This window comes from Micromonospora sp. DT48 (assembly GCF_049844495.1).
Classification (GTDB): Bacteria; Actinomycetota; Actinomycetes; order Mycobacteriales; family Micromonosporaceae; genus Micromonospora.
This window is the reverse complement of the sequence record NZ_JBNCLE010000016.1, coordinates 39,072-58,970: the sequence shown is the minus strand read 5'-3', so window position 1 is coordinate 58,970 and position 19,899 is coordinate 39,072. Positions and strand designations below refer to the sequence as shown.

Here is a 19,899-nt window from a genome sequence, read left to right as displayed (position 1 = left end):
TTGTTGTTGAGTTTCCCCCTCTCTTGGGTGGGGGGGGGGGGGGCGGCCCGCTTGCCGGGGGTCGGGCCCGGTGGGCCGGCGGCGGGGGGGGGGCGCCACCACACGGGACGTGAGCGGGGTCTGACGTGACGAAGATCGACGATGTAGCCCGACTGGCCGGCGTCTCCACGGCCACCGTCTCCCGGGCGCTGCGCGGGCTGCCGACGGTGTCGGCGGCGACCCGGCGTCGGGTGCTCGACGCCGCCGAGCAGTTGCAGTACGCGGTGTCACCGAGCGCGTCACGCCTGGCCGGTGGCCGGACCGGCTCCGTGGCGGTGGTGGTCCCCCGGATCACCCGGTGGTTCTTCGGCGTGGTCGTCGAGGCCGCCGAGGACTTCTTCCACCGGGCCGGGTACGACCTGCTGCTGCACAACCTGGGTGGGCGCGAGCAGAACCGCCAGCGGGTGCTGCACGCCGCCCACCTGCACAAACGGGTGGACGCCATCATGTTGGTCGCCACCCCGCTGCGGGCCACCGACGTGACCGCGCTGGCGGCGCTGGACCTGCCCGGTGTCACCATCAGCTCCGGGACCACCGTGCCCGGCTGGCCCTGCGTACGCATCGACGACGTGGCGGCGGCGCGCACCGCCACCCGGCACCTGCTGGATCTCGGGCATCGCCGGATCGCGCACATCTCCGGTGACCCCGACGACGAACTCGCCTTCAGCGCCCACCTGGACCGCCGTCGGGGCTATCAGGAGGCGTTGCGTGTGGCCGGGTTGCGGCCGGACCCGAGCCTCGACGTGGAGTCCAGTTTCGACATTCCCGGCGGCACCCGGGCCACCGAGGAACTGCTGCGTCGCGGTGATCCGCCGACGGCCATCTTCGCCGCCTGCGACGAGATGGCGATGGGTGCGTTGACCGCGCTGCGCGACGCCGGACTGCGGGTGCCCCAGGACGTCAGCGTGATCGGTATCGACGACCACGCGCTCTCCGGCGTACTGGGGTTGAGCACCGTCGCCCAACCGGCCGTGGAGCAGGGCCGGCTGGCCGCGCAACTGCTGCTCGACCTGCTCTGCGGCCGGACCACCGATGCCGACCTGGTCAAACCGGACGCGTCGGTGATCCTGGACACTCGGTTGGTCGTGCGTGATTCGACCGCACCCGCGCGGGCACACTGAACGGCAGCCAGCACGCCGTCCCCGACCCCGGTCGGTACGGCTCGACCATGGGAGTACGCCCTGAACCACGACGCGACGCACCAGACCCCACCGACCGGTTGGTGGACGGAGGCGGTGATCTACCAGATCTACCCCCGCTCGTTCGCCGACTCGGATGGTGACGGCATCGGCGACCTGCCCGGGATCACCGCCCGCCTCGGTCACCTGGCCCAGTTGGGTGTCGACGCGGTCTGGCTGTCGCCGTTCTATCCGTCACCGCAGGCCGACGCCGGCTACGACGTGGCCGACTACCGGGACGTCGAACCGCTGTTCGGCACCCTCGCCGACGCCGACGAACTGATCGCGAAGGCCCACGCCAACGGGCTGCGGGTGATCGTCGACCTGGTGCCGAACCACACCTCGTCGGCCCACGCCTGGTTCCAGGCCGCCCTGGCCGCCGCCCCGGGCAGCGCCGAGCGGGATCGTTACATCTTCCGCCCGGGCCGCGGGCCGGACGGGACCGAGCCGCCCAACGACTGGCAGAGCGTCTTCGGTGGCCCGGCCTGGACCCGGATCGACGACGGCCAGTGGTATCTGCACCTGTTCGACAACGCCCAGCCCGATCTGAACTGGGACAATCCCGAGGTCCGCGCCGAGTTCCTGGACGTGCTGCGATTCTGGCTGGACCGTGGCGTGGACGGCTTCCGGGTCGACGTGGCGCACGGTCTGGTCAAGCAGGCCGACCTGGCCGACTGGCAGGAACCGCAGGAGATCCTCTCCGGGCAGGAGGCGGACAAGCCCCGCCCGCCGATGTGGGACCAGGACGGGGTGCACGAGATCTACCGCGAATGGCGGCGGTTGCTCGACGGCTACCCCGGTGAACGGATCCTGGTCGCCGAGGCGTGGGTGGAGCCGGCGGAGCGGCTGGCCCGCTACGTACGCCCCGACGAGATGCACCAGGCGTTCAACTTCGAATACCTGCTCGCCTCCTGGACGGCACCCGCCCAGTACGCGGTGATCACGCGCTCGCTGGAGGCCACCGACGCGGTCGGCGCACCCACCACCTGGGTGCTCTCCAACCATGACGTGGTGCGGCACGCCAGCCGGCTCGGGCTGCCGGTCGGTACGCCCCGACCCAACGGCATCGGCGTCGGCGACGAGCAGCCCGACGCCGCCACCGGCCTGCGCCGAGCCCGGGCGGCCACCCTGCTGATGCTGGCCCTGCCCGGTTCCGCCTACCTCTACCAGGGCGAGGAACTCGGGTTGCCGGAGCACACCACCCTGCCCGACGAGGCCCGGCAGGACCCGACCTGGGAACGCAGCGGGCACACCCAGCGGGGTCGTGACGGGTGTCGGGTGCCGATCCCGTGGGAGGCCGACTCGCCCTCGTACGGCTTCGGGCCGACCGATGCGAGCTGGCTGCCTCAGCCGCCGACCTGGGCCGAGTACGCGCTGGACCGTCAGCGTGGGGTGCCCGGCTCGACGTACGAGATGTACCGGGAGGCGCTGCGGCTACGCCGCGCGTACGGACTCGGCCGGGGCACCCTGCAATGGCTCTCCTCCGCCGACGAGGTGCTGACCTTCCGCAACGGCGACCTGGTCGTGTTCACCAACTTCGGCCCCACCGCCGTCCCCCCGCCCGCCGGCGAACTGCTCCACACCAGCACCCCCCTACCCGAGGATGCCTCCGTCCCCCCCGACACCACCATCTGGCTACGGGCAGTGTAAGGAAGGGCACCTTCTTAACGTCTGGTGTAGAGGAAGGGCCCCTTGTTAACACGCGGCCGGCACGAGCGACGCTTTTGTTAATAGGGGGCCCTTCCTCTACCGGAGGCGTTAAAAAGGTGCCCTTCCTTTCACTCAAGCTGGTGGGCTCGGGTTTGCAGCAGGTGCCGTACGTCGGTGATGTCCTTCGGCGAGGTACGCGCGGCGAGCCAGTACATGATGCCGGTGGGGATGAAGAAGAGTTGAAAGGCGGCCAGCCCGACGGCGTAGTTCAACGGCGGCGGGAAGGCCACCCGCAGCCCGTGGAACGCCACCCCGACCAGGCCGTTGCCGGCCGCCCGCCCCACCCCGTTCACCAGGTTGCCCAGGCTGTAGACGGTGCCCCGGTGCTCCGGCGGGTTCACGTCGGCGATCAGCGCGAACCAGTTCGGCGAGTTCGCCGAGGTCAGCGCCAGAGCCAGCAGCGCGGCGACCAGGCTCAGCCCGACGGTCGGTTCGGTGACCACACTGGCCAGCACCGCCTGCACGACCGCGCCGGTGGCGGCACCGTCGGGCACGTCGACGCGGATCGGCACGAAGAACAACACCAGGTAGAACGGAAGCGCGGCGAAGATGCCGACGGCGGCGACCATGGCCCGCCCCGAGGGCGTACGCCGTTGCAGCGCGTCGCCGATCAACCCGCCGACGATGGAGAGCACCCCGCCCAGCTGGAACAGCGTGGCGAAGACGCTGCCCACCACGATGGCGGTGGCCTCCGAGTAGCCCTGGTCCTGAGCCCGCTGGTTGAACAGGTACGGCAGCCAGACCAGTGAACCGAAGGCGGCCTGCGCGGTGAGGCCCTGGAGGATGAGCCACCGGTTGGTCCGCCGCCCCAGGATGACGGGCAGGTCGGTCCGGCTGATCCGGTAGTCGTAGTCGGCGCCGACGGCGAGCGCGTCGGCCAGGGCCGGCTCGCTCTGGCCGCGCCGGATGTCGTACGTGAACAGGTAGGCCGCCGTGGCGACCAGGCCCACGACCGTGAGCACCAGGAACGGCCGACGCCAGTCGGCCGCGCCGAGCAGACCCCCGACGAGGGTGCCGGCCAGGGTGCCGGCTCCCTGGGAGAGCCCCCAGAAGCTCATCACCAGGCCCCGGCGGCGAGGCGTGATGAGGTCGGTGACGACCGAGAAGCCGACCGATCCGACCGCGCCGAGACCCACCGCGGCGAGCAGTTGCGCGGCGAGGAAGGTGGGATAGTTCCCGGCCAGAGCGCTGCCGCCGGTGCCGGCCGCCCAGAGCAGCGTGCCGATCATGAGCAGGGGCTTGCGGTTGGTGCGGTCCCCGACGTACGCCCAGCCCACCGCCGCCACCGCGCTGACCAGGAAGCTGATCGCGGTGACCAGGCCGAGCAGCCGTTGCGGCACGTCGAAGGAGGTGGCGATCGCGCCGTACAACGGCGGCACCAGACCGATCGCCACGTTGTCCAGCGAGGCGAGCAGCACGAAGACCACGACGCTGTAGAACCGGTGCGGCGCGCTTCCGCCCCACACCCGCGCGGGTCGGCCGGTGGTCGAGCTCATGCGGGCAGCCAACCAGGGCGGGATAACGAGCTGATCACCGGGTCACCCCCGGTCCGACGGCTGCCGTCCGAGACGGCCCCGATCCCGGATCGGGTGGCGCGCGCCGTGACGCGGATGCCACCCGATCCGGGAACCGGTCAGCCCTGGGACAACCGGTCCAGGTGATGTTCCCGGGCCAGCGCGTAGCGCTCCCGGATGCCGGGCACCGGCTCGGCGGCGTACTCCTCCGTGCCGGACGGTGTCCAGGACGGCGGCTCCCCCGTGCCCAGGGCCAACCACGCCGCCTGCCGGGCGGCACCGTCGGCGACGTACTCGCCGGGTGGCGGGACGACCACCGGGCAGCCGAAGACCTGCGCCGCGATCCGGCGCACCGCCGCCGACCGGGCACCGCCGCCGACCAGGATCACCCGGCGTACGGTCGCCCCCTGGGCGGCCAGTGCGTCGAGGCCGTCGGCGAGGGCGCAGAGCATCCCCTCCACGGCGGCTCGGGCCAGGTGCGCCGGAGTCGAGGTGCGCAGGGTCAGCCCGTGCACCGCCCCGGTGGCGTCCGGCCGGTTCGGAGTGCGCTCACCCTCCAGGTACGGCACCATGACCAGCCCGTCCGCGCCGGGTGGCGCGGACAGTGCCAGGTCGGCCAGCTCGTCCAGACTCACCCGCAGCATCCCTGCGGCGGCGTCCAGCACCCGGGCCGCGTTCAGCGTGCAGACCAGCGGGAGGAACCGGCCGGTCACGTCGGCGAAGCCGGCGACGATACCGCTCGGATCGGCGGCGGGGGCGTCCGCGACGCTGAACACCGTGCCGGAGGTGCCGATCGACACGACCACGTCACCGGGACCCGCGCCGACGCCGAAGCCGGCGGCGGCGTTGTCCCCGGCGCCCGGCCCGAGCAGCGTCGCCTCGGAGCCCACGCCGGAGCCCCCCAGGGCCGCCGGAGCGAGGTGCCCGGCGGCCTCGGTGGGGCCGAGCACCGTCGGCACCCGCACCACCCGGCCGAGCGCCTGCTCCAACAGGTCCAGCCGGTACTTCTCGGTGGCCGGGGACCAGTAGCCGGTGCCGCTGGCGTCACTTCGATCGGTACGCAACGCGTCCAGCCCCGGAGCACCGGCCAACCGCCAGGTCAACCAGTCGTGCGGCAGGCACACCGCCGCCACCCGGGCGGCGTTCTCCGGCTCGTTGCGGGCCAGCCAGCGCAGCTTGGTGACGGTGAAGCTGGCCACCGGCACGCTGCCCACCGCGTCGGCCCAGAACCGGCGTCCGGCCTGCCCCTCGCCCGCCTCCTGGATCAGCTCCGCCGCCGCTCCGGCGGAACGGGTGTCGTTCCACAGCAGCGCCGGCCGGATGACCTCCCCGGACTCGTCGAGGCAGACCATGCCGTGCTGCTGGCCGCCCACGGAGACCGCGGCGACGTCGGCCAACCCACCGGCGGCGTCGATCGCCGTCTGGAGGGCCGACCACCAGGCCGAGGGATCGACCTCGGTGCCGTCCGGGTGCGGTGCCCGGCCCTGCCGGACCAGGGCACCGGTCTCCGCGTCCCGGACGACCACCTTGCACGACTGGGTGGAGGAGTCCACCCCGGCGACGAGCGGCATGTCGACGCCCGTCTCAGCGTGCGCCGAGCACGTGCTCGACGGCGAGCTGGTTCAACCGGACGAAGCCGAAGCCACGGGCGGCGGTCGCCTGGACGTCGAACTCCTCGAACGCGCTGGTGTCGGCGAGCAGTTCGGCGTAGCCCTCGCCGTCGCCGAGGGTCGGCACGGCCAGTTCGGTGACCTTGCTGGCGGCCAGCGCCTCGGCCACCTCCGGGTCGGCCCGGAACGCCGCGGCGCGCTCCTTGAGCAGCAGGTAGGTGCGCATGTTCGCCTCCGCCGAGGCCCAGACCCCGTCGACGTCCTCGGTGCGGGAGGGCTTGTAGTCGAAGTGCCTCGGCCCGTCGTAGGCGGGCGCGCCCGCCGGGCCACCGTGCTCCAGCAGGTCGACCAGGGCGAACGCGTTGAGCAGGTCACCGTGGCCGAAGACCAGGTCCTGGTCGTACTTGATGCCACGCTGACCGTTGAGGTCGATGTGGAACAGCTTGCCCTGCCAGAGCGCCTGGGCGATGGCGTGGGCGAAGTTCAGCCCGGCCATCTGCTCGTGGCCGACCTCCGGGTTGACGCCGACCCGCTCCGGGTGGGCGAGGGTGGAGATGAACGCCAGGGCGTGCCCGACGGTGGGCAGCAGGATGTCGCCGCGCGGCTCGTTCGGCTTCGGCTCCAGCGCGAAGCGCAGGTCGTAACCCCGGTCGATGACGTACTGGCAGAGCAGGTCGACCGCCTCGCGGTAGCGCGCCAGCGCAGCCTGGACGTCCTTGGCCACGTCGTACTCGCCGCCCTCCCGGCCGCCCCACATGACGAAGGTCTTGGCGCCCAGCTCGGCGGCGAGGTCGATGTTGCGCAGCACCTTACGCAGCGCGTACCGCCGGACGTCGCGGTCGTTGCTGGTGAAGCCGCCGTCCTTGAAGACCGGCTGCTGGAACAGGTCGGTGGTGACCATCGGCACCACCAGGCCGGTCTCGTCGAGCGCCTTGCGGAACCGGGCGATCTGGGCGTCCCGGGTGGCGGCGTCCGAGCCGAACGGCACCAGGTCGTCGTCGTGGAAGGTGACACCGTACGCACCCAGCTCGGCGAGCCGGTGCACCGACTCCACCGGGTCGAGGGCATCGCGGGTGGCGTGGCCGAACGGGTCGCGGCCCTGCCAGCCGACCGTCCATAGCCCGAAGGAGAACTTGTCGGCAGGGGTGGGACGGGGTGCCATGGCAGACCTCCGGTGGGGTGTCATCCGCTATTTGTTCAGTGGTTGAATTAAATGACTGGGATGTGGCAGTGTCAAGGGGTGAAGTCACCCGCTGCCCCGGCTGGCGCGGTGCGGCAGGGCAGCCTGCGTGAGCTGAACCTCGCCCTCGTGCTGGGCCGCATCGCCGCTGCCCGTCGCCCGCCCTCGCGGGCCGCGTTGGCTGCCGACACCGGCCTCACCCGGGCCACCGTCTCGGCCGTGGTGGAGGACCTCGTCGCCGGTCGACTCGTCACCGAGGCAGACCCGACACCCCGGGCCGGTGCCGGTCGTCCGGCGCGCGGTCTGATGCTGGCGGGCGACGGTCCGGCCGGGCTGGGGCTGGAGATCAACGTCGACTACCTGGCCGCGTGCGTGGTCGACCTCGCCGGGCAGGTCCGACACCACACCGTGCACCGGGTCGACCTGCGCCCCGTCTCCCCGGCCGACGCGCTCGCCCGGCTCGCCGAACTGGCCGGCCGGGCACGCGCCGACGCCGAGAGCCAGGGCCTGACCCTGGCCGGCGCGGCCATGGGGGTACCCGGCCTGGTCGACGACGCCGGGCAGGTCCGCCTCGCGCCGAACCTGGGTTGGCGGGACGTGCCGGTGCCGCAGCTACTGGCCGAGCATCCCCCGCTCACCGAGACCGTCGACGGCGTACCGCCCCTGGTGGTCGACAACGAGGCCAACCTCGCCGCGCTGGGCGAACTGCACGCCGGTGCCGCACCGGGCACCTTCCTGCACATCTCCGGAGAGGTCGGCATCGGCGCCGGCATCGTGCTGAACGGGGCGCTGTTCCGGGGCACCCGTGGTTGGAGCGGCGAGATCGGGCACATCCCGGTCCGCCCGGACGGCCCGCCCTGCCGCTGCGGCGGGCGTGGCTGTCTGGAGCTCTACGCCGGGCAGGAGGCGATCCTGTCCGCCGCCGGTCTGGCCGGAGCCGACCTACCGGCCGACCGGGCGTCCACCCGGCTGACCCAGCTCGCCGAGGCCGAACACCCCGCCGTCCTGCACGCCCTCGCCGAGGCCGGTACGGCGATCGGGGTCACCGTGGCGAGCGTGGTCAACCTGCTGGACCTCGACACGGTGGTGCTCGGCGGTGGGTACGCCCCGCTCACCGGTTGGCTCCGGCCTCCCGTCCTGGCCGAGATCGAGCGCCGGGTGCTCACCGCGGCCTGGTCTCCGGTCACCGTACGGCCGGCCACCCTCGGCGCCACCGCCGCGTCGGTGGGAGCCGCCGGTTCGGTGGTACGCCGGATCATCGCCCGCCCCGGCGGGTGGCTGGCCCGGCTCTGACCCGCTCGCCAGGCACGTCTCGGACCCGCCTCGGTACGCTTGCCTCCAGGCAACCAGCCCTGACCTCGAGGAGTGCACCGCCGGCATGCGTACTGGTCGACAGCGCCCCGCGCCCGGTGCCCGCCGGTGACCAGCACCCGACAGGGCACCTTCGCCGGTGCCGCCGGTGAGTGGGCCGACGACGAGCGGTCGGCTGGTCCCGCCACCGGGACACCCCGCTCCAGGCCGTCCGTGGACGCCGACCTCGCTCGTGAGCTGCTCGACGGGCTCGACGAGGCGGTGCTGACCACCGACGACGACGGGACGGTCGTGCTGGTCAACGCCAGAGCCGGGGAGCTGCTGCCGGACGTCGTCGTCGGCACCGACCTGGCCGACTGCGCGCTGCCGGCGCTGGCGGACGCGGTAGCCGTCGGCGCGGACGACTTCGAGGACGTCCACCACGGCCGACGGCTGCGGGGCGTACGCCGTACGCTGGGCGGCAGCCGCTCCGCCTGGTACCTGCGGGACGTCACCGACGAGCACCGTCAGGCCGAGGAACTGCGGGCCGAGCGGTGGCGTACCCGTTTCCTGGCCCGTACCGGCCGTCGACTCGGTCTGGCGTTGGAGCGGGCGCAGGTGCTACGTGCCGTCGCCACCCTGCCCGTGCCGTACCTGGCCGATCTCGCCCTGGTGGTGCACCTGCCACCGATCCCGACCGAGCATCGGCCGCACTTCGTGCGGTACACCGCCGACGACACCGCACCGGCCACCGGGGTGGCCGACTGGGACGTGGTCACCGCCGTACCCGGTCTCGCCGAGGCCCTCGACGGTGAACCCGCCGAACCACGCGCCTGGCCGACCACCGGTCGGGAAGGGCTCCACCCGCTGCTCCCGGCGGGTCCGCACCCGGCCACCAGCCTGCTGGTCAGCCCGATGCCCGGGGCAGGTCAGACGGCCGGTGCCCTGGTGCTGCTCCGTCGAGCGGAGCGGAGCGGGTTCGACCGCCGCGAGGTGGAGCTGGTTCGGGAGTTCGCCGCCCGCGCCGGTGCCGCCCTGGCCACCGCACATCTGCACGACGAACAGAGCCATCTCGCCCAGGTGCTCCAGAACAGCCTGCTGCCGCCGAAACTGCCCACGGTAACCGGCATGAGTCTGGCCGGCGGTTACCGCGCGGCCGGGGACACCCTGCGCATCGGGGGCGACTTCTACGACGTCCTGCTGACCGGTGACGGTGCCCTGTTCGCCGTCGGAGACGTCTGCGGCAAGGGGGTCGGCGCGGCCGTGCTCACCGGCCGGGTACGCCAGTCGTTGCAGACCCTGCGGCTGGTCGAGCAGCAGCCGCAGGAACTGCTCCGGCTGCTCGACCGGGCGCTGCTCGACATCCCGGACGCGTCCCGACGCGGCCAGTTCACCACCCTGCTACTGGGCACCCTGCGGCCCGAGGCCGGGGGCGGGCTACGGGTGCGGATCGCCGGTGGCGGGCATCCGGCACCCCTGGTGATCCGCGCCGACGGCACGGTGGCAGCGGTCCGGGTGGGCGGCATGCCGGTCGGTGCGCTCGCCGATGCCCGGTTCGCCACCGCTGATCTCCGGCTGGGCCCCGGCGAGCTGCTGTTCACGCGTACCGACGGGGTCACCGACGCCCGGGGCGGCCCGCAGGGGACGGAGAGCTTCGGCGAGCAGCGGCTACGCCGGACGCTCGCTGACGGTGCCGGACAGCCCCCGGCAGCGCTCGTGGAGCGCGTACTCCAGGCGGTCGACACCTGGTGCGCCGGCCACCGCCACGACGACATCGCCATGCTGGCGATCGGCCCGTCCGGAGACTGACCCGCCGAGCGGTGCCGTCGGTGGGCGCCGGTCAGGCCGTCTGTAAGACGGAGGCGTCCCCCGCCGCCCAGTCACGCGACGTCGCGTCGACGGCGTGCCGGCTGTGCGCCACCTGGTCCGCGCGGGCCTCCTCAACCTGCCCCACCGGCGACGGCACCACCCGCGTGCGGGCGGCATCGTCGAAGGCGCGCAGACCGCGCAGCAGCGCCTCCCGCGACTCGGGCGGCATGTCGGCCAGGACCGCCGCCAGGTGCCGACGGCGGTCGTCGCGCAGCTCGGCCAGCAACCGGCGGGCCGCGTCGGTCAGGTGCAGTGAGATCTCCCGCCGGTCGGCCCGGCCGGGCTCCCGCTCCAGCATCCCGGCGGCCACCAGCCGGTCGCAGAGCCGGCTGGCCGACGAGAGCAGCATGTCCAGGCCGGTGGCGAGACGCCGCAGGTTGATCCCGTCGTGCCGCTCGACGAGCATGACGGCGCGGAGCTGGACGGTGGAGATCCGGTTGGCGGTCCGTTCCCGCGCACCGTCCCAGACTGTCAGCAGTGCACCCGCCGCGGTGTCCAGCTCGGCAGCCATACTCATCGTGGGTCCGGGTGGACCATGCAGTTCCGCCATGGTGCGCCTGAGCGTACTCCGATTCCGTCCCGGGTTGGGCCTGCGATACAGCAGAACCGGAGCACGCGGTAGCCGGCGACCGCCTCCGTGCGGTACGTCCCCGACGATCAGTACGCGCCCCGACTGTTGACCACCGCACCGATGGTCTTCCACAGGATGGTCAGATCGGCGGCCAGCGACCAGTTCTCCACGTAGTAGAGATCGAGCCGGATGCCGTCCTCCCAGCTCAGGTCGGATCGCCCGCTGACCTGCCAGAGCCCGGTCATGCCCGGTTTGACCAGCAACCGACGGGCGACGTCCCCGTCGTAGCGGGCCACCTCGGAGGGCAGCGGCGGCCGGGGACCGACCAGGCTCATCTGCCCCAGCAGGACGTTGACCAGCTGCGGCAGTTCGTCCAGCGACCACTTGCGCAACAACCGGCCGATCCGGGTCACCCGGGGGTCGTCTCTCATCTTGAACAGCAGGCCGTCGGTCTCGTTGCGGGAGGCCAACTCCGCCAGCAGCGCGTCGGCGTTGACCACCATCGTGCGGAACTTGAAGACGCCGAACTCCTTGCCGCCCTGCCCGACCCGGGTCTGCCGGAACAGCACCGGGCCCCGACTGTCCAGCTTCACGGCCAACGCGATGACCACCAGCAGGGGTAGCAGCAGCGCCAACGCGACCAGTGACACCGACCGGTCGACGAAGCCCTTCACCAGCTTGCGGACGCCCCGGAACTCGGGTGCCTCCACGTGGATCAGCGGTAGGCCGGCGACCGGCCGGGTGTGGATGCGCGGACCCGCGACGTCGGTCAGCGCGGGAGCCAACACCAGGTCGACGCCGGTGCCCTCCAGTTGCCAGCCGAGCCGACGCAGCCGGGTGGCGGTGAGTTCCCCGCAGGCGGTGACGGCGACGGTGTCCGCGCCGATCGCGGCGGCGGCCTCCGGGATGGCCCGGAACGAACCGACCACGGGCACGTCGCCGAGCCGCTGCGCGACCGGTGCGAGCAGCGCGTCCGGGATGCAGGCACCGACCACGTGATAGCCGGCGTACGGCTCACGGCGCAGGGTGTGCACCAACTCCAGCACGTGGGCGGTGTCACCGACCACCAACACCCGCCGCGACCAGCCCAGCCCCTGCGAGCGGGCGCGGTGCAGACGCTTACGGGCGGCGAACCGGGCCACCTCCAGACCGATCGTGCCCACTGCGAAGGAGATGGCCAAAAAGCCCCGGGAGACGCCGACGTCGGCGACGTAGCCCGCGATGGCGGTGGCACCGGCGAGCCGCAGACTCGCCATGCTCACCCGCCGGTACTCGTCGGCGCCGTACCCGACCACCCGGTCGTCGTAGCAGCGCAGGGCCTTCAACGAGATCAGCCAGGCCAGGACCAGCGCCGGGGCGACCAGGACGTACGGCACCGGGCCACGGGGCGCGGCCTCGCCGAACCGGACGGCGTAGCCGACCAGTACCGCCACCGCCAACACGACGGTGTCCAGCACGACCAGGGTCCTGATGTACGTCCGCTGGTCGGTGCGTACCGGTGGCGGGGGGTTGTGCGGTTGCGATGACGATCTGACCGGGGTCAACAGCGTCGCCGAGGTCACCAGCCCTCCCACTTCGCTAGCCGACGGCACGGGCCCGGCCGGGTTGAGGCCGGGTCTGCCAATGCACGACGACATCCTGCCCTGACAACCATGACTACCAATTGCTTCCGACGTATTGCCGTCAGTTTCCAAGGCGTAGGACAGCGAGGAAGAGGGCCGGTGGAATCGGCGGAAACCGGTACCACAGGCCCTCTTCTCAGGCGTCTCGGATCAGGCCGGAGCCTTCCGAAGGGCGATCGCCCGGAGGAAGATGTCACCGATCTTGGTGGGGTCGGTGGCCACGAAGGCACCGCCACCGGCGCTCTTCGCGATGGTGTCCAGCTCCGACTTGCTGACCTCGGTGCCGATACCGATGATGATCACCTGGATCGGCTGGTCCGGGTCCTTGATCCGCTTCAGTTCGGCGAGCAGTTCCTTCTGGGAGATGCCGTCGGCGTCCTCGTTCTTGCCGTCGGTGAAGAGCACGATCGAGTTGACCTTGCCCGGTTCCCAGTTCGCCTGGACGTCCTTGTACGCGGCCAGCAGCGTGTCGTACAACCCGGTGTCGCCGTTGGAGGAGGTGATCCGGTCCAGGCCCCGCTCCAACTCGCTGCGCTGCCGCGACAGCGGGGCGATCGGCACCAGTTCCTGGTAGTCCCGCGAGCCCACCAGGTTGGTCGAGAAGACCCACAGGCCGATCGACCAGGAGTCGTCGAAGAGGTTCAGTCCTCGCCGGGCGGCCTCCGTGGTGACCTGCTGCCGGGTCGCCCCGTTGGCGGTCGGCACCGGCTTCTTCATTGAACCGGAGACGTCGACGATGCAGAGCATCCGGCCGGAGAGCGTGGCGATGGACCAACTGGACACCGCCCGCTCGACCGCGTCCGGCGCCAGCCCACCGGCGGCGATGCCGCCCTGGGGCGGAGGCGCGACCGAGGGGTCGCCACCGGCGGGGCTCGGTGCGCCCTGGGGCGCGTCGAACCCCGCACCCCAGTTGCCGTCCGGGGCCCGCAGCGACTGCGCGGCCAGCTTGTCCTTGAACGACGCCGTGGTCAGTGCCTCGAACAGCACCCCCGCGGCCGACGCCTTGGCCGGCTCGATCCCCGGCAACACCGCGTACGGGTAGTCCAGCGGCAGCGGTGCCGGCTTCAGGTAGAGCGCCGCCAACGGCACCGGAGGCTTGCGGGCGTTGTACTGGATGACGTCTTCCTCGGACAGCGCCGCGGCTCCGAGGGCGCTGGCCAGGGTGGTGGCGTCGCCGGCCGTCGGGAACTTGGCGAGCAGGTCCTGGCGCAACGCCGAGGCACCCGCGGCCAACGCCCGCAGCGCGCCGACGCGCTCCTGCTCGGCGCTGTCGCCTCCGCTGGACGCCGCGGCCGTCATCAACGACAGCAGGCCGGACAGACCGGCGGCGTCCCGGGTCGGCTCGACGATGCCCGTCTTCAGCGGCCGATCGCTGTTGAGCCGGGAGAGCAGTTGGGTCCAGCCGAGTTCCTGCTGCGGCCAGCCCAGCCGGGTGGCGATCGGCTCCGGCATGGCGACCACCACCGGGCTGCTCGCGATGGAGGCGCCGTTACCCGGCTCGAAGGCCGCCGCGCCGCCGGTCTTGAGTCGAAGCAGCCAGGTCGAGGAGTCCGGGATCCAGACATCCGGGCTCACCGCAGTGCCGCTGGCCTGGCCGACCCCGGCCAGGATCGCGCCGTGCTTGGCCGCCACCACCGCGGCCACCTCCACCGGGTCGGAGGCCGCGACCGTCACGTCGATACAGGTGCCATCGACGGCGGCACCCTTCTCCTCCCACTCGGTGGCCGCCTCGTCGACCGCCGGAGCGAGCTCACTCGCCACCGCGACGGACAGCTCGATCTTGCCCGAGCAGTCCTGGCCGGCGAGTTGGCGATAGCCCACCCACCCACCAGCGGTGACGAGGAGGACGCCGACCGCTGCTGCTGCGGCGGCGCCGTGAATACCTGAACGCATGCGATGGCGGCCTGCTGACACGCTGACCATCTTGCGTACCCGACCGTTGGACTGCCATGGCCGTTCGGACGAAAGTTACAGAGGAGAAACAGTTTACCGGCATTTAGTAACTATGAGTGACGGGTCAGCGCCGTAATGTGGGTACGTCGATGTCTCGAAGCCCACGATCAGGGCAGGACGCAGGTAGGGCTGCCCAGCGTCAGCGGCTCGCCGATCGCCTCGGGCACCCCCGTCGCGGGATCGACCCGGAAGGTACGCACCATGTCCGCCCGTTCGTCGGCGACATAGAGATGCCCCCCGACGAACGCGAAGTGACGCGGCCACTCGCCGCCGGTCTCCACCTCCGCCACGAACTCGGGCAGGTCCGCGCCGATGGCGAAGACCGTCACGGTGCCGACACCTCGGTTGGCGACGTAGAGGAAGCGGCCGTCCGGACCGATACTGATCTCGGACGGTTGGACGTGCCCGCCCCGCTCGCTGGCATCCACCCGCCCCAGCTGGTGCAGCACCCCGTCGGTCAGCTCGTAGGCCAGCACGGAGGCGTCCAGCTCGCCGGAGACGTAGCAGCGCCGCCCGTCGGGGTGCCGGGTCAGGTGGCGGGGCCCCACCCCGGGCGCGGTCCGTACCCGGGGTGCCCGGGGCACCAACCGCCCGGAAGCGGCGTCGAGGTCGTACCGGTAGATCGAGTCGGTGCCGAGGTCCACCGCCAGCAACGGCGACGCGCCGGTGCCCGGCGAGACCATGTGCGCGTGCGCATGCTCCTGGCGTTGGGGGTCCGCCCCGTGCCCCTGGTGCTCCACCACGTCGGTGCGCTCGCCGGGCACCCCCTCGGCGTCGAGCGGGAACACCGTGACACTGCCGCCGCCGTAGTTGGCCACGAACAGGTGCCCGCCGTCGGGCGCGACCGCCAGGTGGCACGGCTCCGCGCCGCCGGTGGGCCACGAGCCGACCGACGCCAGGTCACCGTCGGTGCCGACCCGCCACGCGCTGATCCGACCGTCGGGCAGTTCGTTGACCGCGTACAGCACCGGATGCGTCGGGTGGCGGGTGAGGAAGGACGGCGACTCGGTGACCGCGACGGTGCCCAGCGCCGTCAGCTGGCCCGTACCCGGGTCCCGCCGGGCGGCGACGATGCCGGTGCCGCGCCCTCCGCTGTGCGCGGTGTATCCGCCGATGTGAACGATCACGTCTCGCGCTGCCACAGGTTCCCGCCCTCCGCTCCTGATCCCCCGATTCCCACCAACTGCCTTCCCCCGACACCGACGGGTTAGACCTACCAACCGCGACCGGCCCTCCGGTCGGATCAGGCTGTCGACACCGGCTCGCCCCGCTGCCGGGCGACGTGCTCGACCAGGGAGATCAGTACGGTCTTGCCGGACTGCCGGTCCCGGGCGTCGCAAAGCACCATCGGCACGTCCGGGTCCAGGTCCAGGGCCCTGCGTACCGCCTCCAGGCTGAACCGCCGGGCGTCGTCGAAGCAGTTGACCCCCACCACGAACGGGATACCCCGCTGCTCGAAGTAGTCGATGGAGGGGAAACAGTCGGCCAACCGTCGGGTGTCGGCGAGCACCACCGCGCCGAGCGCTCCGAAGGCCAACTCGTCCCAGAGGAACCAGAAGCGGTCCTGCCCGGGAGTGCCGAAGAGGTACAGCTGGAGGTCGTCGTTGATGGTGATCCGCCCGAAGTCCATCGCGACCGTGGTGGTCGACTTGGTCTCCACCCCGGAGATGTCGTCGGTACCGATGCCGGCACCGGTCAGGATCTCCTCGGTCTGCAACGGTCGGACCTCGCTCAACGCGCTCACCAGCGTCGTCTTGCCGGCGCCGAAACCACCGGCGACGAGGATCTTCAGCGCGATGGGCACCCGGTGGCCCCGCCGCTCGCCGTCATAACGCACGGAGTCCATCGACCACCGCCTTGAGGATGTCGTTGTCGGGTAGGTAGGTGGCTCGCGGCGGCTGGTGCACGGCGACCAGTCCCCGGACCAGCAGGTCGCCGAGGAGCACCCGGACCACGCCGACCGCCAGGTCCAGGTCCGCGGCGAGTTCCACCACCGGGGTGCCGCTGCCGGCGAGTTCCACCAGCAGGCGGTGCTCGGGATGCAGCTCCGGGTAGGCGGCGAGATCCGGGTCCGGCTGTGCCAGCACGTACGCGACCAGGTCGACCCCGTCCGCGCTCGGGCGGACGCGTCCCCCGGTGAGGGTGTACGGCCGCACCACCGGCCCGGCGTCGTCGTCGAGCCACTCGTGTCGCGGCTCGGATAAGTCAGTCCGCATCGGCGGCACTCACCGATGCCCGAGCCGGCACACCCAGGTTCTCGCCCACCCGGGTCACCAACATCGCCATCTCGTAAGCGACCAGGCCGATGTCCGCGTCGGCGTCGCTGGCGACCGCCAGGCACGCGCCCTGTCCCGCCGTGGTGACGAAGAGGTACGCGGACTCCATCTCCACCACGGTCTGCCGGACCGGTCCACCGACCAGCTGTCGGCTGGCGCCACGGGCGAGGCTGGACAGGCCGGAGGCGAGGGCGCACAGGTGTTCGGCATCGGCGGTGTCCAGGTTGGCGGAGGATCCCAGCAGGAGGCCGTCCGCCGACAACACCACCGCGTGCCGCGCGGTCGGCACCCGCTCCAGCAGGTCGTCCAGCAGCCAGTCGAGATCTGCGTTCTGCCTCGTCGATTGCATCAGGCGTCCCTCTCAGTCACGGTCGGGGATTCCGACGCTGGTCCGGTGCCCGGCGGTGAGTCGGGCGGCGGTGTGGTCCGATCCTGGCCAGGATCGGTGACGCGACCGGCGGCTCGCCGACCCCGCGCGGTGCCTGCCTGCAATGCCGACATGACCCGACGGGCCTCCTCCGGGCTTCGCGGCGTCGGGTCACGGTACGGCCCGGACTGGGCCCGCCGCACCACCGGCTGCCGCACGGTCGGGGCGTCGATTCCGGCCGTGTCCGTGGTCATCGCCGGCAGTTGGACGGTGGGTTCCTCCAACGCACGGTCAGCCCGGGGTACGTCGGCCGGCCTTCCGGCACCCGACGACCCGGGCGTGGGCAGCTCGGTTCCGGACGGTCGCGGCCCGGCGGCGGAGGCTGGTCCCGCCCCGACGGCGACAGCCGGATCCGACGCGGCGGACGGGTCGGCAGGAGCAGCCTCGGTACCGGACGCGGCGTCATCGCCAGCACCGGCGGGCGACGGAGCGGACGCGGCGGCGGTGTTCTGCGCGGCGGGTCGCCGCCGGATCCGGCGCGGCAGGCCGTCGCCCTCGGCCGGCTCGACCGTCGAACCGGCCGGGGCGGTCGCCGTCGCCTCGGAGACCGCACCGCCCGGAGCCGATCCGCCGCGCGACGCCGCCGCGCCACGTCGGGACCGGGGACGGGGCACCGTGGTCAGCCGGGTGGCTCGGGCCAGCCTCCGCTGCTCCGGCGTGGCCCCACCATCGTCACCCGGCAGTCCCTCCGGGTCGGGCAGCAGCGACGGTTCCTCCGTGATCAGCTCGGTCGGGATGAGCACCACGGCGGTGATCCCGGTCCCCTCGGACCGGCGCAGCCGCACCCGGATGTCGTGCCGGGCGGCCAGCCGCGCCACCACGAACAGGCCGAGCCGAGCGGTGTCGCTGGGGTCGAACTCCGGTGCTCGGGCCAGCTTGAGGTTGGCCTCCTCGATGGCCGCCTCGCTCATGCCGAGACCGTCGTCGGAGACGGAGAGGGCATAGCCGTGGGCCACGTGCTCCCCCGAGATCTCGACCCGCGACTCGGGCGGTGAGTACGCCGTGGCGTTCTCGATCAGCTCGGCGAGCAGGTGGATGATGTCGCCCACCACCCGGCCGACCGTGCCGGCGGGCTGCACGGTGGTGATGTCGACCCGGTCGTACGACTCGACCTCGGAGATCGCCCCCCGGATCAGGTCCACCATGGCGACCGGGTTACGCCAGCCCCGCCCCGGTGCGGAACCGGCGAGGATGACCAGGTCCTCCGCGTGCCGACGCAGCCGGGTGGCAAGGTGGTCGACGCGGAACAACTCGGCCAGGTGATCGGGGTCCTCCGCGTCGCGTTCCAGCCGGTCGAGCAGGGCGATCTGCCGGTGTACCAGCCCCTGGCTGCGTCGCGCGATGTTCAGGAACACGTCGTTGAGACCACGTCGCAGGCTGACCTCGACCATCGCCGAACGGAGGGCGGCCTTGTGCACCTCGGTGAACGCCTGCGCGACCCGACCGATCTCGTCGGCTCCCCGGTCCGCCACCGACGTCTCCTGCGCCAGGTCGACCTGCTCCCCATTACGCAGGCGGTCCACCACCTCCGGTAGCCGTTGTTCGGCGTCGGCCAGCGCGCCGCGTACCAGCGTCAACCGGCGCGCGAGGGAGCGACCGACCCGGACCGCCACCACCAGCGACAGCACCACGGCGACCAGGCCGAGCAGCCCGGCTGCGGCCAGCCGCACCAGGATGCTCACCGCCATCGGCACGGACCGGTCGGCCAGCCCGTCCGCCTGGGTCAGTTCGAAGTCCCGCAGCGACTGCTGCACCGCGTCGTGGCTTCGCTGCCACTGCTGCGGGTCGATCCTGAGTCGCGCCGACGGGTCTGCGGCGATGAGTTCGTCCTGCATCGTCCGCAACCGACCGAACGCCTCCTGCTCGGTCAGTCGCCGGTACGCGGCCCGATCCGCCTCGGGCAGGTCGGCCACTGCGGCCTCGGCCAGGAACCGCTGGTTACCGATGCCCTGCACGAGCAGGGTGTGCTCACCCTCGGCGAACCTTCCGGCGGTCAGCACACCGGCCAGTAGCGCGTCGGTCTGGCCCAGCAGTTCCCGCGAGCGACCGAGGCTGGTCAGCGCCAACGCCTCGCGGTTGAGGTCGTGGTCGGGCAGGTTGGCCAGGGCGGTGAAGGTGTGGAAGGCCGAAGCGATCATTCCACTGTAGAAACCGACGGCACCGGCGCGGTCCATGTCCCGACGGTCGACGAAGGCGCGACCGGCGGGCAACGCGTCCAGTTCGCCGAGGAACCGATCGAGCCGGGATTCGAGCAGGTCACCGGCGGCGTCGCGCAGTTGCTCCCCGGCGACCCGCCGACGCAGCTCCGTGATCGCCGCGTCGGTGCGGGCCCGTTGCTCCACCAGAGCCGGCAGTACGCAGTTGGCCGGCGGTTGCCCGCACTCGGTACGGGGCGAGGCGAGGTGCACCACCGAGAGCCGGCGTTCCCGTTGCAGCTCGGCCACCACGGTCTCGCCGGGCCTACCGAGGTCGTACAGGAGGGTGCGGGCGGAGAGCAGATCGAGCGCCGGCCCGAAGGTCAGCGTGGTGGCGAAGATCCACAGTGCCAGCAGGGCGGTGACCGGCACGACGACCAACGCGGTCAGCTTCGAGCGGATCGGCCAGTCGCGGGTGTTCAATCGGACCTCGCCCGGAAGGGTGGCTGGAAGGGCTCCGGCGCA

At 72.2% G+C, this 19,899-nt stretch carries 15 protein-coding genes; 4 read left to right on the top strand and 11 right to left on the bottom strand.

Annotated features, from left to right (window positions below; translation table 11 throughout):
• The first annotated feature begins 125 nt into the window (after positions 1–125).
• Together ACLQ2S_RS19785 and ACLQ2S_RS19780 are read left to right on the top strand one after the other, a co-directional pair.
• Positions 126–1,160: a LacI family DNA-binding transcriptional regulator gene (locus ACLQ2S_RS19785; protein WP_309223698.1), complete on the top strand. Its 1,035-nt coding sequence runs from the start codon at positions 126–128 to the stop codon at positions 1,158–1,160.
• A gap of 60 nt (positions 1,161–1,220) precedes the next feature.
• Entirely contained in the window at positions 1,221–2,867 is a 1,647-nt protein-coding gene (locus ACLQ2S_RS19780; protein WP_425702315.1) for an alpha-amylase family glycosyl hydrolase, read from the top strand.
• A gap of 128 nt (positions 2,868–2,995) precedes the next feature.
• Here ACLQ2S_RS19780 and ACLQ2S_RS19775 read toward each other — a convergent pair whose 3' ends face one another.
• The 3 genes from ACLQ2S_RS19775 to xylA all read right to left on the bottom strand — a co-directional run bounded on the left by ACLQ2S_RS19775 (position 2,996) and on the right by xylA (position 7,213).
• A complete protein-coding gene (locus ACLQ2S_RS19775; RefSeq protein ID WP_155221143.1) occupies positions 2,996–4,423 on the bottom strand; it encodes an MFS transporter in 1,428 nt (475 codons plus the stop codon).
• A 137-nt stretch (positions 4,424–4,560) separates the two neighbouring features.
• Positions 4,561–6,012 carry a xylulokinase gene (gene xylB / locus ACLQ2S_RS19770; RefSeq protein ID WP_155221145.1) on the bottom strand — a complete coding sequence of 484 codons (1,452 nt, stop codon included), beginning with the start codon at positions 6,010–6,012 and terminating at the stop codon, positions 4,561–4,563.
• Positions 6,013–6,025: 13 nt separating this feature from the next.
• Positions 6,026–7,213: a xylose isomerase gene (gene xylA / locus ACLQ2S_RS19765; RefSeq protein WP_155221147.1), complete on the bottom strand. Its 1,188-nt coding sequence runs from the start codon at positions 7,211–7,213 to the stop codon at positions 6,026–6,028.
• A gap of 51 nt (positions 7,214–7,264) precedes the next feature.
• On the opposite strand from xylA, the gene ACLQ2S_RS19760 reads away from it, so the two are divergent.
• Both ACLQ2S_RS19760 and ACLQ2S_RS19755 read left to right on the top strand, forming a co-directional pair.
• On the top strand, positions 7,265–8,524 hold the full coding sequence (locus ACLQ2S_RS19760; RefSeq protein ID WP_155221149.1) for an ROK family protein: 1,260 nt from the start codon (positions 7,265–7,267) through the stop codon (positions 8,522–8,524).
• A gap of 126 nt (positions 8,525–8,650) precedes the next feature.
• On the top strand, positions 8,651–10,330 hold the full coding sequence (locus ACLQ2S_RS19755) for a SpoIIE family protein phosphatase (protein WP_309223699.1): 1,680 nt from the start codon (positions 8,651–8,653) through the stop codon (positions 10,328–10,330).
• Positions 10,331–10,361: 31 nt separating this feature from the next.
• Here ACLQ2S_RS19755 and ACLQ2S_RS19750 read toward each other — a convergent pair whose 3' ends face one another.
• The 8 genes from ACLQ2S_RS19750 to ACLQ2S_RS19715 all read right to left on the bottom strand — a co-directional run bounded on the left by ACLQ2S_RS19750 (position 10,362) and on the right by ACLQ2S_RS19715 (position 19,857).
• Complete coding sequence (locus ACLQ2S_RS19750) at positions 10,362–10,907, bottom strand: MarR family winged helix-turn-helix transcriptional regulator (protein WP_230462817.1); 546 nt, start codon at positions 10,905–10,907, stop codon at positions 10,362–10,364.
• A 140-nt stretch (positions 10,908–11,047) separates the two neighbouring features.
• The gene (locus ACLQ2S_RS19745; protein ID WP_309223700.1) at positions 11,048–12,523 is read right to left on the bottom strand and encodes a sugar transferase; all 1,476 of its coding nucleotides are present in this window, start codon (positions 12,521–12,523) and stop codon (positions 11,048–11,050) included.
• Positions 12,524–12,733: 210 nt separating this feature from the next.
• Positions 12,734–14,497: a substrate-binding domain-containing protein gene (locus ACLQ2S_RS19740; protein ID WP_309223701.1), complete on the bottom strand. Its 1,764-nt coding sequence runs from the start codon at positions 14,495–14,497 to the stop codon at positions 12,734–12,736.
• A 146-nt stretch (positions 14,498–14,643) separates the two neighbouring features.
• Positions 14,644–15,663 (bottom strand): lactonase family protein, encoded by a 1,020-nt coding sequence (locus tag ACLQ2S_RS19735; protein ID WP_425702277.1) that lies wholly within the window; start codon positions 15,661–15,663, stop codon positions 14,644–14,646.
• A 116-nt stretch (positions 15,664–15,779) separates the two neighbouring features.
• Entirely contained in the window at positions 15,780–16,382 is a 603-nt protein-coding gene (locus tag ACLQ2S_RS19730) for a GTP-binding protein (RefSeq protein WP_155221155.1), read from the bottom strand.
• On the bottom strand, positions 16,363–16,752 hold the full coding sequence (locus tag ACLQ2S_RS19725) for a DUF742 domain-containing protein (RefSeq protein WP_155221159.1): 390 nt from the start codon (positions 16,750–16,752) through the stop codon (positions 16,363–16,365). The genes ACLQ2S_RS19730 and ACLQ2S_RS19725 overlap by 20 nt, the downstream gene beginning before the upstream one ends.
• On the bottom strand, positions 16,742–17,161 hold the full coding sequence (locus ACLQ2S_RS19720) for a roadblock/LC7 domain-containing protein (RefSeq protein ID WP_196222599.1): 420 nt from the start codon (positions 17,159–17,161) through the stop codon (positions 16,742–16,744). Before ACLQ2S_RS19720 ends, ACLQ2S_RS19725 begins: the two co-directional genes overlap by 11 nt.
• A complete protein-coding gene (locus ACLQ2S_RS19715) occupies positions 17,161–19,857 on the bottom strand; it encodes a nitrate- and nitrite sensing domain-containing protein (protein ID WP_425702276.1) in 2,697 nt (898 codons plus the stop codon). The genes ACLQ2S_RS19720 and ACLQ2S_RS19715 overlap by 1 nt, the downstream gene beginning before the upstream one ends.
• Positions 19,858–19,899 lie beyond the last annotated feature (42 nt).